The 14,545-nt window shown below is 54.3% G+C and carries 12 protein-coding genes and 1 pseudogene; 9 read left to right on the forward strand and 4 right to left on the reverse strand.

The genetic code is table 11. The features are described 5' to 3' along the window. Positions 1–75 precede the first annotated feature (75 nt). From pdxA to ACIGCM_RS22600, 3 genes are read right to left on the reverse strand one after another with little or no spacing between them, the layout of a single operon-like run. A complete protein-coding gene (pdxA, locus tag ACIGCM_RS22590) occupies positions 76–1,071 on the reverse strand; it encodes a 4-hydroxythreonine-4-phosphate dehydrogenase PdxA (RefSeq protein WP_397504313.1) in 996 nt (331 codons plus the stop codon). Continuing rightward, positions 1,068–2,366, reverse strand: a complete 1,299-nt coding sequence (locus ACIGCM_RS22595; RefSeq protein ID WP_397504314.1) for a peptidylprolyl isomerase — start codon at positions 2,364–2,366, stop codon at positions 1,068–1,070. Before ACIGCM_RS22595 ends, pdxA begins: the two co-directional genes overlap by 4 nt. Continuing rightward, the gene (locus ACIGCM_RS22600; protein WP_397504315.1) at positions 2,341–5,115 is read right to left on the reverse strand and encodes an LPS-assembly protein LptD; all 2,775 of its coding nucleotides are present in this window, start codon (positions 5,113–5,115) and stop codon (positions 2,341–2,343) included. Before ACIGCM_RS22600 ends, ACIGCM_RS22595 begins: the two co-directional genes overlap by 26 nt. A 125-nt stretch (positions 5,116–5,240) precedes the next feature. On the opposite strand from ACIGCM_RS22600, the gene ACIGCM_RS22605 reads away from it, so the two are divergent. Genes ACIGCM_RS22605 through ACIGCM_RS22615 form a run of 3 tightly spaced genes read left to right on the forward strand, consistent with a single transcriptional unit; the run spans position 5,241 to position 7,694 of the window. Then, positions 5,241–6,272, forward strand: coding sequence for an aminoglycoside phosphotransferase family protein (locus ACIGCM_RS22605; RefSeq protein WP_397504316.1), 1,032 nt, complete (start codon positions 5,241–5,243; stop codon positions 6,270–6,272). Further along, on the forward strand, positions 6,269–6,943 hold the full coding sequence (gene murU / locus ACIGCM_RS22610; protein ID WP_397504317.1) for an N-acetylmuramate alpha-1-phosphate uridylyltransferase MurU: 675 nt from the start codon (positions 6,269–6,271) through the stop codon (positions 6,941–6,943). Before ACIGCM_RS22605 ends, murU begins: the two co-directional genes overlap by 4 nt. 1 nt (position 6,944) lies before the next feature. After that, positions 6,945–7,694, forward strand: coding sequence for a DnaJ domain-containing protein (locus ACIGCM_RS22615; protein WP_397504318.1), 750 nt, complete (start codon positions 6,945–6,947; stop codon positions 7,692–7,694). A 26-nt stretch (positions 7,695–7,720) separates the two neighbouring features. Here ACIGCM_RS22615 and ACIGCM_RS22620 read toward each other — a convergent pair whose 3' ends face one another. Next, a complete protein-coding gene (locus ACIGCM_RS22620) occupies positions 7,721–8,767 on the reverse strand; it encodes an alpha/beta hydrolase family protein (RefSeq protein WP_397504319.1) in 1,047 nt (348 codons plus the stop codon). 136 nt (positions 8,768–8,903) lie between these two features. On the opposite strand from ACIGCM_RS22620, the gene rpe reads away from it, so the two are divergent. The 6 genes and pseudogenes from rpe (at position 8,904) to trpC (ending at position 14,469) form a co-directional block, all read left to right on the forward strand. Beyond that, positions 8,904–9,578, forward strand: a complete 675-nt coding sequence (gene rpe, locus ACIGCM_RS22625; protein ID WP_397504320.1) for a ribulose-phosphate 3-epimerase — start codon at positions 8,904–8,906, stop codon at positions 9,576–9,578. Then, positions 9,578–10,436: pseudogene (locus tag ACIGCM_RS22630) on the forward strand (phosphoglycolate phosphatase). The gene rpe and the pseudogene ACIGCM_RS22630 overlap by 1 nt, the downstream one beginning before the upstream one ends. Positions 10,437–10,504: 68 nt before the next feature. Next, positions 10,505–11,980 carry an anthranilate synthase component I gene (gene trpE, locus ACIGCM_RS22635; protein WP_397504321.1) on the forward strand — a complete coding sequence of 492 codons (1,476 nt, stop codon included), beginning with the start codon at positions 10,505–10,507 and terminating at the stop codon, positions 11,978–11,980. 10 nt (positions 11,981–11,990) lie between these two features. Then, on the forward strand, positions 11,991–12,584 hold the full coding sequence (locus ACIGCM_RS22640; RefSeq protein WP_397504322.1) for an aminodeoxychorismate/anthranilate synthase component II: 594 nt from the start codon (positions 11,991–11,993) through the stop codon (positions 12,582–12,584). Next, positions 12,584–13,633, forward strand: coding sequence for an anthranilate phosphoribosyltransferase (gene trpD / locus ACIGCM_RS22645; RefSeq protein ID WP_397504323.1), 1,050 nt, complete (start codon positions 12,584–12,586; stop codon positions 13,631–13,633). Before ACIGCM_RS22640 ends, trpD begins: the two co-directional genes overlap by 1 nt. Further along, on the forward strand, positions 13,630–14,469 hold the full coding sequence (gene trpC / locus ACIGCM_RS22650) for an indole-3-glycerol phosphate synthase TrpC (RefSeq protein ID WP_397504324.1): 840 nt from the start codon (positions 13,630–13,632) through the stop codon (positions 14,467–14,469). Before trpD ends, trpC begins: the two co-directional genes overlap by 4 nt. Positions 14,470–14,545: the final 76 nt, after the last annotated feature.

Raw genomic sequence — 14,545 nt, forward strand, 5'->3', positions numbered from 1 at the left:
CTCCAAGCGTCAAGCTAAGCTTAAAGCAGATATAAAGAATATTGATTGTGGCCTAGTTTAACAGGGCGTCAGCTATTAAGCGCGTAACTGACTGGCAGCCATGGCATAGGCGGTTTGCAGTGCAACATTCATGCTGCCACTGTCGATCTTGCCACTACCGGCAAGATCCAGGGCGGTGCCGTGATCCACCGAGGTGCGGATAATAGGTAGGCCCAGGGTGATATTCACTGCGGCACCAAAACCCTTGAATTTAAGTACCGGCAGGCCTTGGTCGTGATACATCGCCAACACCGCATCGCAATGGTCGAGGTGTTTGGGGGTGAATAGTGTATCGGCAGGCAGAGGGCCGATCAGTTGCATGCCTTGTGTGCGCAGGCGCTCTAGAGCAGGCTCGATTATCTCGATCTCTTCACGGCCCAAGTGGCCATCTTCTCCTGCATGCGGATTCAGGCCGCAAACCAGAATGCGTGGATTTTCCAGGCCGAACTTAGTGCGCAGGTCGCTGTGCAGGATGCGCGTGACTCGGGTCAGGCGTTCGTCGGTAATGGCTGCGGCTACATCTTTAAGCGGCAGGTGAGTAGTGACTAAGGCTACACGCAACCCATGAGTCGCGAGCATCATCACCACTTGCGCTGTTTGCGTGAGTTCAGCCAGAAACTCGGTGTGACCAGAGAAGGCAATGCCGGATTCGTTGATCACGCCCTTATGCACGGGGGCGGTGATCATTCCGGCGAAGTGGCCGTCAAGACAGCCTTGGCCTGCGCGGGTCAGGGTTTCGAGTACATAGCCAGCATTGGCTGGATTCAGTTGGCCTGCAGTTACTGGCGCAGCTAAAGGGGTATCCCAAACATACAGACTGCCAGCGGCTGCGGCTTGGGCTGGCCAAGCATCAGGGCTAATGCAGATGAGCTGGATATTCAGGCCAAGTATTGCAGCGCGCTCGGTAAGCAGCGCGTGGCTGGCAATCGCAATTAGCGGATGGGGATGGGCGTGCTGGGCAAGCAGCAGGCATAGGTCGGGACCTATGCCTGCTGGCTCACCAGGCGTCAGTGCGAAGCGTTGCGCTGTCACTGTTTGATTTCTACGTAAGCCTCGTCGCGGATCTGCCGCAGCCAAGCTTGCAGTTCTTCGTCGTACTTACGGTTACGAAGAATCGTTTGAGCTTGCTGTTTGCGCATCTGCTCGCTGCTGTCTGTGGCGCGGCGGCCCATGACTTCAAGAACGTGCCAGCCGTAACGCGACTTGAATGGCTTGGAGACTTCCCCGCTTGGGGTTGAATCCATGACTTCACGGAACTCAGGCACCAAGGCACTTGGATCAATCCAGTCAAGTTTGCCGCCATTAAGTGCTGAACCCGGATCTTCGGAATAGTTTTTTGCCAGTTCGGCAAAGTCTTCACCGGCTTTGATTCGCTCATAAAGGCGTTCGGCTAAGCGTTGGCTCTCAGCATCGCTACGGATTGCATTTGGCTTGATCAGGATATGGCGAACACTGACTTCGTCACGTACCTGAGCACCGCCGCCGCGTTTTTCTTGCAGCTTGATGATGATAAAACCGCCAGGTGTACGCACAGGTTCAGTCACTTCACCTGCTTTCATGGTGCTAAGCATGCTGTCGAATGGGGGGGGCAATTGGCCGGCTTTGCGCCAGCCCATTTCGCCGCCTTCCAGCGCGGTTTCGCTAGACGAGCGGGCGATTGCTAGCTGGGCGAAGTCGGCACCTTGTTGCAATTGCTGGTAGAGGTCTTGAGCTTGACGGTCCGCGGCCTGAACTTGCTCAGGTGATGCGCTTTCCTGCACGGGTACCAAGATATTGGCCAGACGAAACTCTTCAGAGAGCTGCATTTTGCCGAGGTCCGAGGCTAGAAAGTTCTGGACTTCCTGGTCGGTCACCTGGATACGGTCTGCAACCCGGCGCTGACGCACGCGGCTGATGATCATTTCACGGCGTACCTGATCCCGAGCGTTGTCAAATGACAAGCCGTCTTTATTCAAGGCAGCCCGGAATTGATCAACGCTCATACCATTGCGCTGGGCAATGGTGCCGATAGCCTGGTTGAGCTCTTCATCGGTGATGCGAATACCCGAGCGTTCACCAATCTGTAGTTGGATGTCCTCAATAATCAGACGTTCCAATACCTGCTGTTGCAGCACGTGCTCTGGCGGCAATGTTGAGCCGCGTTTGGAGATCGTCTGCTGAACTTCACCAATGCGCGCATTAAGCTGGCTCTGCATGATCACGTCGTTATCGACGATAGCTGCTACGCGATCCAGCGGTTGTACTTCAGCCTGTACCGCAGTGCCTATTAACATCGCGCCCAATAACAGGGGGCGCACGTAATCAGAAAGCTTTGTCTTCACGTTCACGATAACCTTGAATGCCTTGATCGAGGAAAGATTCAGTTTTATTGCCAGTCACGCCGCCCAAGCCTTTAAGTACGATCTGCAGGAAAATGCCGCGATCAGGCTCATCGTTGAACGATGGGGTCTGGCTTACTTCGTCATTGTCGATCCAGTAACGATTAATTAAACGCAGTTTCCAGCAGCAGCTGTCGTACTCAAAGCCACCAAAGGCTTCCAAGGTACGGTTACGGCCGTAGTCATACTGCCAGCGCGAAATCACGCTCCACTGCGGAACAATTGGCCAGATGACCGAGAAATCATGCTGGCTGATCTTGTAGTAGTTCTCGATGTAGTTCGGGGTGCCCGGCGTGCCGTAGTCACCGCCACCAACCACCCAGTTGCCGGTGCTTTGGTCGTAACGAACGGTGTCGTTGCGATAGCGATAGCCGGCGTTGATAACCTTGTTCGGATTATCTTCAGGCTGGTAGTGGAACATGGCACTGCCCGAGCGAGTGCTGTGGCTGTCCGGATCCCAGTTGAAGTCCGAGCTAAAGCGCCAGTCGCGGTTGAAGCGATACAAGTACTCAAGCGCGTAAGGCGATACTGAAGCTTGGGCGTCGTCACGGGTTTTGTAGTCAATGCCTGGCAACTGTACTTTGCGGTCAGCAAAATAGAAGGCCTGGCCAATGCTGAAGCGCTGACGTTCAAAGCCATTGTCTTCGATCCAGCGGTTGGTCACGCCCAGCGAAAGTTTGTTCTCGTCGCCGATGCGATCTTTACCGGAGAAGCGGTTTTCACGAAACAGCGAGTTGTAGCTGAAAGTGGTTTCACCCGTATCGAATACTGGGATATCCGTTTGATCTTCTTCAGGTACATAGAGGTAGAACAGGCGCGGCTCAAGAGTCTGGCGATAATTGGTGCCGAACCATTGAGTGTTGCGGTCAAAGTACAGGCCGCTATCAACGCTGAGCATGCCAACACCGCGATTCTGCGTGCTGTCATATTTCTCGTCTGGTAGCAGTGTTGATTTGCCTTGGCTGTCCAGGTCCAGATCGTAGTTGGTGTACAGGTATTTAGCCTGTGGCTTGATAAAGCCCCAGCTCCAGTCCAGCGGCAAGCTAACGGCAGGCTCAAGGTGCAAACGGTCACCGTTGGCGCGAGCCAGGCCGCGAATGTTTTCGTCGAGGCGGCGTTCTGGGTTGCCTTCATCGTCGATGTAGTTGCCACTGCGCAGATCACGGTCGAAGCGAACCAGCTCAGTGCCATAAGCAAACTGCACACCACCTGGCTGGAATGGCAGTTTGCCATCCAAGGTGATTTGCGGCAGGCGGTTATAGGGCGTGATATCGCTGATAGTTGCCAGTTCATACGCGTGAGCATTGAGGCGAGCGGTGTAACTGTCACCTCGGTAAGTCAGCGTGCCGCGCTGGTTGACGAAGTCCGGCGTATCAATACCCAGGTCGGTGTTCAGATCCTGGAAATAATATGGGTCGCTGATGTCGGTGTAATCGACCTCAGCCAGCAGACGGTCATTCAGCCCGCCTTTATGCTGCCAGCTGTACATCCAGCGGGTGTCGCTGTAGTCAGACTGCAGCTTGCGGTCATCATTCTCATCATTGAGGTAGGCGGCCCCGATCTGGCCTTCGCTGTTTTTAGTCAGGTAACGGCCTTCACCTTCCATCAACAAGCCACGGTCACTCATATACGTTGGGTATAGGGTGGCGTCGTAGTTGGGTGCAAGGTTGAAATAGTAAGGCGTCTGCAGTTCAAAGCCGTTGTCGCTTGAACTACCAATGGTCGGCGGCAAAAAGCCTGACTGACGACGGTCATCAATTGGGAAATAGATGTACGGTGTGTAGAACACCGGGAAATCTTTGACCCGCAGGGTAACGTTAGTCGCCGTACCGAAGCCTGTGGCTGGGTTCAGGGTGATGTTGTTGCCTTTCAGGTGCCAGGCATTGCTGCCAGGTTCGCAACTGGTATAAGTGCCATCTTTGAGGCGGATAATCGCGGTCTCTTCACGCTTTGCGTACAGCGCATTACCGCGGATATGGCCACGGTGCATGACATATTCGGCGTTATCGATTTTGGCTTCGCCGTTATCCAGTTGTAGCTCAGCGTGATCGCCGACAACCAGTGCGCCTTTATCGCGCAAGCGAACGTTGCCGTTCAGCTCACCAATGTTCTCGGCTTGTCGCAAGTTGGCTTCATCAGCTTCAACCTGCATGCTCGCTTGGCGTAGCACTACATTGCCTGCCAAGGTGGCAATTTGCTCTTCTTGCTGGTAGCGCGAAGCTTTGGCTGAGACGAACATTGGCGCTTGATTTAAAGGCGTATCGTCATTCATGCCCGGGCGCTCAGGCTCAACATACGCACCTGAACAGTAGGGGGCCGTCTCCGCAAGCTGTGCTTCGGTTAACTTTTCCCGCGGCACCCAGTCCAAATGACTGTAATCTGCGCTGCGCGATGTCAAACCTTTGCCTTCACTTTCAGTCACAAGCTTGGTGCCGACAGCCGCAGCTGCAACTTTACCGCCAGTGCTGGTATCTGAAGTAGCAGGTGCACTGAGGTTTGATTCATTATGAACCGGGCGTGCAGGGACTGAGGCATCAGCAGTTTTTGGGCTACACGCCCAACCGCCAGACGCAGACGCCGCACAGTCAAACTGCTCGGCTGCTACAGCAAATTGACTGGCAACAGGTTGCAGGGCCAGCAGGCCACTAGTCACCAGAAGTGGGAATTTTTTACGAATAGCGGGGTATTTTACTGCCATCTTATTTTTCCGGGCTTCCTGCGCGCTAATGGCCCAGAGGCCGCACGCCTCTCGATGGGCTTTAAAAGATGCTGGATAATAAAGCATGACCCGCGCAACGGCTAGGGCCGTCGGAGACCCTTGTAATGCATAAAGAAGATATACGGCTTCAACTGATGGATAAATGGCTCGATCAACAACTGCCAAATGTGTTTGCAGAGCAAGGCTGGGGGGCGGTTCCGGCCGCTACAATGACCTCTGCTAGCAGTGATGCAAGCTTTCGTCGTTATTTTCGCTGGCAGGGTGAAAATCACACATTTATCGTCATGGATGCACCGCCGCCCAATGAAGATTGTCGGCCATTTGTGAAAATTGCAGCCTTGCTGCAGCGTGCAAATTTGAATGTTCCGCTAATTTTGGCTGAAGATCTTGCGCAAGGTTTTTTGTTGTTAAATGATTTGGGTACTCAAACCTACCTGGATGTCATAACCGCTGAGAACGCCGATGCTTTGTTCGCCGATGCTCTGCAAGCGCTGCTGGCGCTTCAGCAGTTGCCGATGGATACGGCGCTGCCCAGCTATGACACGGCGTTGTTGCGGCGTGAGCTAGATCTGTTCCCTGAGTGGTATGTAAAACATCACTTGGAAACTGAGTTCGATGCTCAACAGCAAGCTGCATGGGACCGGATCAGTGCCATGTTGATCGACAGCGCCCTGGCCCAACCGAAGGTATTGGTTCATCGCGATTTTATGCCGCGCAACCTGATGATAAGTGAGCCGAATCCTGGCGTGCTTGATTTTCAGGACGCAGTCTATGGTCCCGTGACCTATGACGTGACGTGCTTGTTCAAGGATGCTTTTCTTAGTTGGCCAGAGCCTCAGGTGCGGCAGTGGCTTGAGGGTTATTGGCAGCAGGCGCGGGTTGCGGGCGTTCCTGTGCAGGCGGATGTTGAAGACTTTTTGCGGGCAAGTGACCTGATGGGGGTACAGCGCCACTTAAAGGTCATCGGTATTTTTGCGCGTATTTGTCATCGCGATGGCAAGCCCAAGTATGTTGCCGATGTCCCAAGGTTTTTTGCTTACATCAATGCAGTTATCCAGCGTCGTCCGGAGTTAGCTGAACTGGCGCAATTATTTGCCAGTCTGCCTCAGGCAGCCAAGCCGGTGAGCCCGTTATGAAGGCGATGATTCTAGCCGCCGGTAAGGGTGAGCGCATGCGTCCGCTGACACTGCATACGCCCAAACCGCTGGTGCGTGCGGCTGGCGTGCCATTGATTGAGTACCACATCAATGCCTTGGCCAAGGCGGGGTTCACTGAGTTGGTGATCAACCATGCATGGCTGGGGCAACAAATCGAGAACCATCTCGGCGACGGCAGTCGGTTTGGTGTGAGCATTCGCTATTCCGCTGAAGGTGAACCCTTGGAAACGGGCGGGGGGATTTATCGCGCTCTACCACTGCTGGGGGATGAGCCGTTTCTGGTGGTTAATGGCGATGTGTTTACCGATTACAATTTTGCTGATCTACACAAGCCAATTGATGGCTTAGCGCATTTGGTGTTGGTCGATAACCCCCAGCACCACACTCAGGGCGACTTTAATCTGCAGCAGGACAACACAGTTCGTGATGGCGTAAAGGGGCAGTCCTGTCTCACTTACAGCGGCATTGCCGTGTTATCCGCGCAGTTGTTTGCGGGCTGCGAACCAAAAGCCTTTAAGCTTGCGCCGCTGTTGCGTGAGGCAATGACAAAGGGTTTGGTCAGTGGTGAGCATTTTGTCGGGCGCTGGATAGATGTCGGTACGCATGAGCGTTTAGCCGATGTTGAACAGCTATTGGCGCAGGAGTACTGACGTGATTTGGCCAAGCACCGTATTAGGGGCTGCTGCGGGGTTTGCTATTGCCAGCATTCCTGGCGGTTTACTGGGCGCATTGCTTGGCCAGGTTGTCGATAGACGTTTGCGTTTGTCCAGTTGGGCGCAACTGCGAGAGCGTATTGGCGGATCGCCCCAGGCTGAAAATGATGAATTACTGTTCATCATGCTGGGGCGCTTAGCTAAATGTGATGGTCGGGTACGCCAACAGCATATCGAGCAGGTGCGCGTGGAAATGCAGCGTTTGAGGCTCGATGCCGCCGCCCAGCGCCGCGCAATTGAGGCATTTGCCAGAGGTAAAACCGGGCGTGACAATCTACGCACGCCCTTGCGGGGCCAGGCGCGGCATGCCACGGCTTTGCTGAGTGCTTGCTGGCGTATGGTCGCTGCTGCTGGCCCGGTAAGCCGCTCTGAGCGTGAGCTGATTTTGCTCTGGGGCACTTGGTTGGGCGTGTCGGTCAGTGCTAACGAGGCGCTGCGCACTGGGGCAGGGCCGCGCCAGCCAATGTCCGTTCAGTCGGGCTACCAGCAAGCACTTAGGCTGCTTGGGGTTACAGCTAATAGTGATCCTGCAGATATCAAGCGTGCCTATCGACGGCTGTTGAGTCGCCATCATCCGGATAAGTTGCTGGGCAGTGGTGCCAGCGCAGAGCAGGTGCGTGTTGCTACAGATAAAACCCGTGAGTTGCAGCAAGCCTACAGCCTGGTACGCCAACGTCGCGGGTTTTGAGTTCTTTTTGACCTTTGCTGCAGGCCCTATTGCTCAAGGTTGGGCTTGCTTTGCAAATGCAGGTTCAACCAACCTTTGATCCGCCGAAATAACTGCTCCTGCTCAACCTCTCGGTTGCCGGGCAGTGAGTTCATTGCAATCTGTATGTAGGCCGTTTGTTTCTGTCTCTTTGCTGCATTCAAGCGTTGTTTTGCAGCATTGCGCTCGACGGCTTGGTCCCTGTAATAAAAATCACCAGCAGCCAATTTTAGCTCGCTGATCACTGCCACCAAGTCCGGACTGAAACTGTCGGGCTCTTGCGCTGAAACCAGCAGCAGGTTAGTCACGTTTGGCGGCTGTTGCTCTGCAAGGTAGCGGGCGGCCCAGTACGCCCCAGTTCCTTGGCCCGCCAACACAACGGTCTTGGCACCTTGTTGTTGGGCGAACGTAATGCCCGCTGCTATGCGCGCAAATACCTGCTCGGTGTACCCTTGCTGGACTGTTTCCGATGTGTCGTCTTTTGGGGCGATGGCGGCAGTTGTGTCTTCATCTTGTTCGGCAGGATCAGACGTTGCCTCTGCGGGTGCACCAGGCTTTTCCTGTTGTCCTCCCTGTGGCTCGACAGGCTCAGCCTTGGAGGTGGTTTCTGTCGTCGTGTCTGGGCTGGAGGCAGGCTCATCTTTGGTTTTGGATAATGGTGTTGTTTCGGCGTCAGGAAGTGTCAGGCTCAGACTGCCCCAGCCAGTATCCGGCAGTTTGCGCCGAAGTGGACCAATGCCAATCGGCCAGTCTGCGCTTTCATCGTTTCCTGGAATTAAAACCACAGCACCTTTGGGGTTCCCGGTGTTGGCGGGGCGCCATAAGGCTAGAAACCCATCGTCTGCTTGAGTTTTAAGCTGCTGCTGTTCATTGGCCGCTAGCTGCCGTTCGAGTGCGGCCGTTTCTGCCTGGCTGCGCTGACCAAGTGCCGGGCGCGTGATAGGCGTTTGTGCAGCTTTTGCCGGTAACGTGGTGTCGGTTTTGGCATCATTCCCGGCTAGCGCCAGCGAGCTAATCAATAGACTTAAAGCGAAAGAAATTGCGCGCAACAACATAAATTATAATCCCCAGCTGCCAGAGTGATTCAGCCTAGCTGTTTCGGTGTGCAGGTGTAAGCGGTCATTTGCGCGGCAAAAGCTTAGTGTGGGCTGCTACAATTCGCGCAATCCGTGTGTTTCTTTGAGGTTAGCCATGCAGCCCTTTGCCATCGCCCCGTCGATCCTTTCTGCAGATTTTGCCCGCTTGGGTGAGGAAGTGGATAACGTCCTCGCAGCGGGTGCCGATATTGTTCACTTTGATGTTATGGACAATCACTATGTACCCAATCTAACGATTGGACCTATGGTTTGCGCAGCGCTACGAAAGTACGGTGTTACCGCCCCCATTGATGCACATCTAATGGTCAAGCCGGTAGATCGTATTATTGGCGACTTTATTGAGGCGGGTGCCAGCTACATTACTTTCCACCCAGAGGCGTCCGAGCATATTGACCGGTCGCTGCAGTTAATTCGCGATGGTGGCTGTAAAGCGGGTTTAGTGTTCAACCCTGCGACGCCACTGAGCGTGCTCAAGCATGTGCTGGATAAGGTCGATATGATCTTGCTGATGAGCGTTAACCCAGGGTTTGGTGGGCAGAAGTTCATCCCCGGCACACTGGACAAACTGCGTGAGGCGCGTGCGTTGATCGATGCCAGTGGTTACGACATTCGTCTGGAAATCGACGGCGGCGTCAACGTCGGGAATATTCGTGAAATCGCTCAAGCGGGCGCGGACACTTTTGTTGCGGGCTCGGCGATCTTCAATCAACCGGACTACCGCAGCGTTATCGATGCCATGCGTGCTGAGTTGGCGCAGGTAAAGCGCTGATGCCTTTGCGCGCGGCACTTGCAGGCAAACTGCCTAAGCTGGTGATGTTTGACCTTGATGGCACGCTGATTGATTCAGCCCCGGACCTCGCCGCGGCCCTTGATAAAACCCTGCTGGCGCTGGATCGTGCGCCTGCCGGTATCGAGAATGTACGTCACTGGATTGGTAATGGCGCTCGCGTTCTGGTGCGTCGTGCATTGGCGGGGGGGATGGCGCATGAGCATATTGATGAGGCGCAAGCGGCTCCCGCGCTGGAAATCTTTATGCAGGCATATGCTGACAACCACCAGCTCACACAGGTTTATGCGGGGGTCGTCGAAACGCTCGACTGGCTGCATGAGCAGGGAGTGATGATGGCTGTTGTGACCAACAAACCTGAACGTTTTGTCGGCCCCTTGCTCGATGAAAAAGGTTTGGGTGGTTATTTCCGCTGGATTATTGGTGGTGACACTCTGGCGCAGCAAAAACCCGACCCTGCGGCACTCTTGCATGTAATGCACATGGCTCAGGTTGCTGATAATCAGGCGTTATTCGTCGGTGACTCACGTAATGACGTGCTTGCCGCCAAGGCTGCGGGCGTTCCGTGCGTGGCAATGAGCTATGGCTATAACCACGGCCGGCCTGTCAGCGAGGAGAGCCCTGCCTGGGTCTTGGATAACCTTCGTGGCCTGATACCGTTGATTTCCTTTGATTGCGAAGCATCGCCGGGTTGATTAGACCCGGCGCCTGCGCTAGTGTTGCCTGACTTTAATCCACGTCTAAGAGATTTCCCCCGTGGTGGTTACCTGCAAACTCTGGCTTGAACGAGCTGGAATGAAAATCATCAAGGCCCTGGCCCGTTGGCGCTGGCGCCTCTGAATTGATATTGGCCGGTTAGCCGGCGCGTTTGCACACGACCGTTTTACCCTCAAACCACGAGGCAGATCATGATCCGCGAAGAATTCCTGCGTTTGGCCGCGTCCGGCTATAACCGTATCCCTGTTGCCCACGAAACCATTGCTGACTTCGACACACCGCTGTCGATCTACCTGAAGCTTGCCGATCAAGCCAATAGCTATTTGCTTGAATCCGTTCAGGGCGGCGAAAAATGGGGGCGTTACTCCATTATCGGATTGCCTGCACGAACAGTACTGCGCGCTTTCGATCACACCGTCATTATCAGTGTCGACGGCATCGAAACCGAGCGTCATGAGTGCGAAGATCCGCTGGACTTTGTTGAGCAGTTCAAAGAGCGCTACAAGGTTCCGACGCTGCCGGGGTTGCCACGCTTTAATGGTGGCCTGGTTGGGTATTTTGGATACGACAGCGTTCGCTACGTTGAAAAGCGCTTAGCCAAGTCAGCCAATCCAGATCCGCTCGGTACGCCGGATATCTTGCTAATGGTGTCCGATGCCGTCGTGGTGTTCGATAACCTCGCAGGCAAGATGCACGCGATCGTATTGGCTGACACAGCCCAGGATGATGCGTTTGAGCAAGCTCAGGCCCATCTGCAAGAAATTTTGCAAAAGCTACGTCAACCGATCACTCCGCGACTGGGCGTAGATTTGAACGCCGCTGCAGGCGCTGAACCCGAGTTTCGCTCGAGTTTCAGCCGGGAAGATTACGAGCGTTCGGTCGGCGCTATTAAAGAGTACATTCTCTCGGGTGATTGCATGCAGGTGGTGATATCCCAGCGCATGTCGATTCCTTTCAAGGCCGCGCCGATTGACCTCTACCGTGCACTGCGCTGCATCAACCCGACGCCTTATATGTACTTCTTCAATTTTGGTGACTTCCACGTTGTGGGCAGTTCGCCTGAAGTGCTGGTGCGCGTGGAAGATAACCTCATCACGGTTCGACCTATTGCCGGCACGCGCCCGCGTGGCGCCAATGAGGAAGCTGATCTGGCGTTGGAAGAGGACTTGTTGTCCGATGCCAAAGAAATTGCCGAGCACTTGATGCTGATTGATTTGGGGCGTAACGATGTGGGGCGAGTGGCCACGACTGGCAGCGTCAAACTCACCGAAAAAATGGTGATTGAGCGTTATTCAAACGTGATGCATATCGTTTCCAATGTCACTGGTCAGCTTAAGGCGGGTTCAAGTGCGATGGATGCACTGCGGGCTATCCTGCCAGCAGGTACGTTGTCCGGGGCACCAAAAATCCGGGCCATGGAAATCATTGATGAGCTCGAGCCAGTCAAGCGCGGCGTCTACGGCGGTGCAGTGGGTTACCTGGCATGGAATGGCAATATGGACACTGCCATCGCCATTCGTACTGCCGTAATCAAAGATGGCGAATTGCACGTGCAGGCCGGTGCGGGCATCGTGGCCGACTCAGTGCCAGCACTGGAGTGGGAAGAAACGCTGAATAAGCGTCGCGCCATGTTCCGTGCTGTTGCCCTAGCTGAACAATCTCACTGAGGAGCCTGCCATGCTACTGATGATCGATAATTACGACTCCTTTACCTACAACGTGGTGCAGTACCTCGGTGAGTTGGGTGAGGATGTAAAAGTTGTACGCAATGACGAATTGACCCTGGCCGAGATTGAGGCGCTCAAGCCTGACCGCATCGTCGTGTCGCCGGGGCCTTGTACGCCGAATGAAGCGGGCGTGTCACTTGAGGTGATTAAACACTTCGCAGGGAAGTTGCCGCTGCTGGGTGTGTGCTTGGGGCATCAAAGTATCGGCCAGGCCTTCGGTGGCGATGTTGTGCGTGCGCGCCAAGTCATGCATGGCAAGACCAGCCCGGTTTATCACTTGGATAAAGGGGTGTTCGCTGGGCTTAATAATCCACTGACCGTGACTCGTTATCACTCCTTGGTAGTGAAGCGTGAGTCCTTGCCTGACTGCCTTGAGGTGACAGCCTGGACCCAAATCGAAGACGGGGCAGTCGATGAAATCATGGGCCTGCGTCACAAGACATTGAATGTCGAAGGGGTGCAGTTTCACCCTGAATCAATTCTTACCGAGCAAGGCCATGAGCTTTTTGCCAACTTCCTAAAACAGCAAGGAGGCATGCGCTGATGGACATCAAACAAGCCCTTAACCGGATTGTCAGCCAGCTTGATCTGAGCACCGAGGAAATGCAGGACGTCATGCGGGAAATCATGACGGGCCAATGCACCGAGGCGCAGATTGGCGCATTCCTGATGGGGATGCGCATGAAGAGCGAAAGCATTGATGAAATTGTCGGTGCGGTTTCGGTAATGCGTGAATTGGCCAGTCATGTGGTGTTGCCGACCTTGGACCATGTGGTCGATGTCGTGGGCACTGGCGGTGATGGTGCGAATATTTTCAACGTTTCAACTGCGGCGACCTTCGTTGTCGCAGCAGCTGGAGGCAAGGTTGCCAAGCATGGTAATCGTGCTGTTTCGGGCAAAAGTGGCAGCGCCGACTTACTCGAAGCGTCAGGCATCTATTTAAATTTGACCCCAGAGCAGGTCGCCCGCTGCATTGATAGCGTGGGTGTGGGCTTTATGTTCGCTCAGGTGCACCACAAGGCGATGAAATATGCTGCAGGGCCGCGCCGTGAACTTGGCTTGCGCACTTTATTTAATATGCTTGGCCCGCTGACCAATCCTGCGGGTGTCCAGCATCAGGTCGTTGGCGTATTCAGCCAGGCTTTGTGCAGGCCGCTTGCCGAGGTGCTCAAGCGCTTGGGTAGCAAGCATATCTTGGTGGTGCATTCACGGGACGGTTTGGATGAGTTCAGCCTCGCGGCAGCCACTCATATTGCTGAATTGAAAGATGGTCAAATCAGCGAGTACCAAGTTCTCCCAGAAGACCTAGGCTTAAAGAGTCAAAGTCTGGTCGGCCTTACGGTCGACAGCCCTGAGGCATCGCTTGCATTGATTCGTGATGCGCTGGGTAAACGCAAAACTGAGGCCGGCGAAAAAGCTGCTGACCTGATAGCACTAAATGCTGGTGCGGCGTTGTATGCCGCTGACTTGGCAAGCACTCTCAAAGAGGGCGTGCAGTTAGCCCACGATGCTCTGTGCACTGGGCTTGCGCGCGAAAAAATGGAAGAGCTGGCATCATTTACAGCAGTATTTAAACAGGAGAACGAAGGGTGAGCGTGCCAACAGTTCTGGAAAAAATTCTTGCGCGTAAAGCTGAAGAGGTTGCAGCTCGCAAGCGCATCACAGCCCTCGATGAGCTGGAGCGTGATGCCCGTTCGGCAGATGCGCCGCGTGGCTTTGCGCGAGCGCTACTTGAGCAAGCGGCTCTGAAGGAGCCAGCAGTCATTGCTGAGATTAAGAAAGCCTCGCCAAGCAAGGGTGTGATCCGCGAAGACTTTAACCCAGCAGAAATTGCCAAGTGTTATCAGGATGGCGGTGCTACCTGCTTATCAGTACTGACTGATATCGACTTCTTCCAGGGGGCTGATCACTTTCTGCAATTGGCACGTAACGCCTGTTCACTGCCGGTGATCCGTAAGGATTTTATGATTGATCCTTACCAGATCATCGAGTCGCGCGCATTGGGTGCCGATTGTGTGCTGCTGATTGTTTCGGCGCTGGACGATGTGCAGATGGCTGAGCTGGCAGATACCGCCAAATCATTCAACCTGGATGTCTTGGTCGAAGTGCACGACGGCGATGAGCTGGAGCGTGCCCTGAAGACGCTGGATACACCGCTTATTGGAATCAATAACCGCAACTTGCATACCTTCGAAGTCAATCTGGATGCAACTCTGGACTTATTGACGCGAGTCCCGCGTGAGCGTTTGGTGGTGACAGAGAGTGGGATCGTCAACCGCGCTGATGTTGAGCTGATGGAAATCAACGAGGTGTATGCATTTTTGGTCGGTGAGATCTTTATGCGTGCAGAAAAGCCAGGCGTTGAGTTGGAGCGGCTGTTTTTCCCAGAGCGTAAACAGTTAGTCAGCAGCAACCTTGATGTCGACTAGGCAAACAGGTTAAAAAAAACCGCTACTTCAGTGCTCCTGAGTAGCGGTTTTTTTATAGTGCTTTTGGGTTGGCGTT

This window comes from Pseudomonas sp. NPDC078700, from assembly GCF_044542375.1.
In the GTDB taxonomy this organism is placed as follows: Bacteria; Pseudomonadota; Gammaproteobacteria; order Pseudomonadales; family Pseudomonadaceae; genus Aquipseudomonas.

Coding starts and splice junctions, on each gene's coding strand:
- rpe (WP_397504320.1), top strand. CDS start 8,904: ATGCAGCCCTTTGCCATCGCCCCGTCGATCCTTTCTGCAGATTTTGCC.
- trpD (WP_397504323.1), top strand. CDS start 12,584: ATGGACATCAAACAAGCCCTTAACCGGATTGTCAGCCAGCTTGATCTG.
- ACIGCM_RS22640 (WP_397504322.1), top strand. CDS start 11,991: ATGCTACTGATGATCGATAATTACGACTCCTTTACCTACAACGTGGTG.
- ACIGCM_RS22600 (WP_397504315.1), bottom strand. CDS start 5,115: ATGGCAGTAAAATACCCCGCTATTCGTAAAAAATTCCCACTTCTGGTG.
- ACIGCM_RS22620 (WP_397504319.1), bottom strand. CDS start 8,767: ATGTTGTTGCGCGCAATTTCTTTCGCTTTAAGTCTATTGATTAGCTCG.
- ACIGCM_RS22605 (WP_397504316.1), top strand. CDS start 5,241: ATGCATAAAGAAGATATACGGCTTCAACTGATGGATAAATGGCTCGAT.
- trpE (WP_397504321.1), top strand. CDS start 10,505: ATGATCCGCGAAGAATTCCTGCGTTTGGCCGCGTCCGGCTATAACCGT.
- murU (WP_397504317.1), top strand. CDS start 6,269: ATGAAGGCGATGATTCTAGCCGCCGGTAAGGGTGAGCGCATGCGTCCG.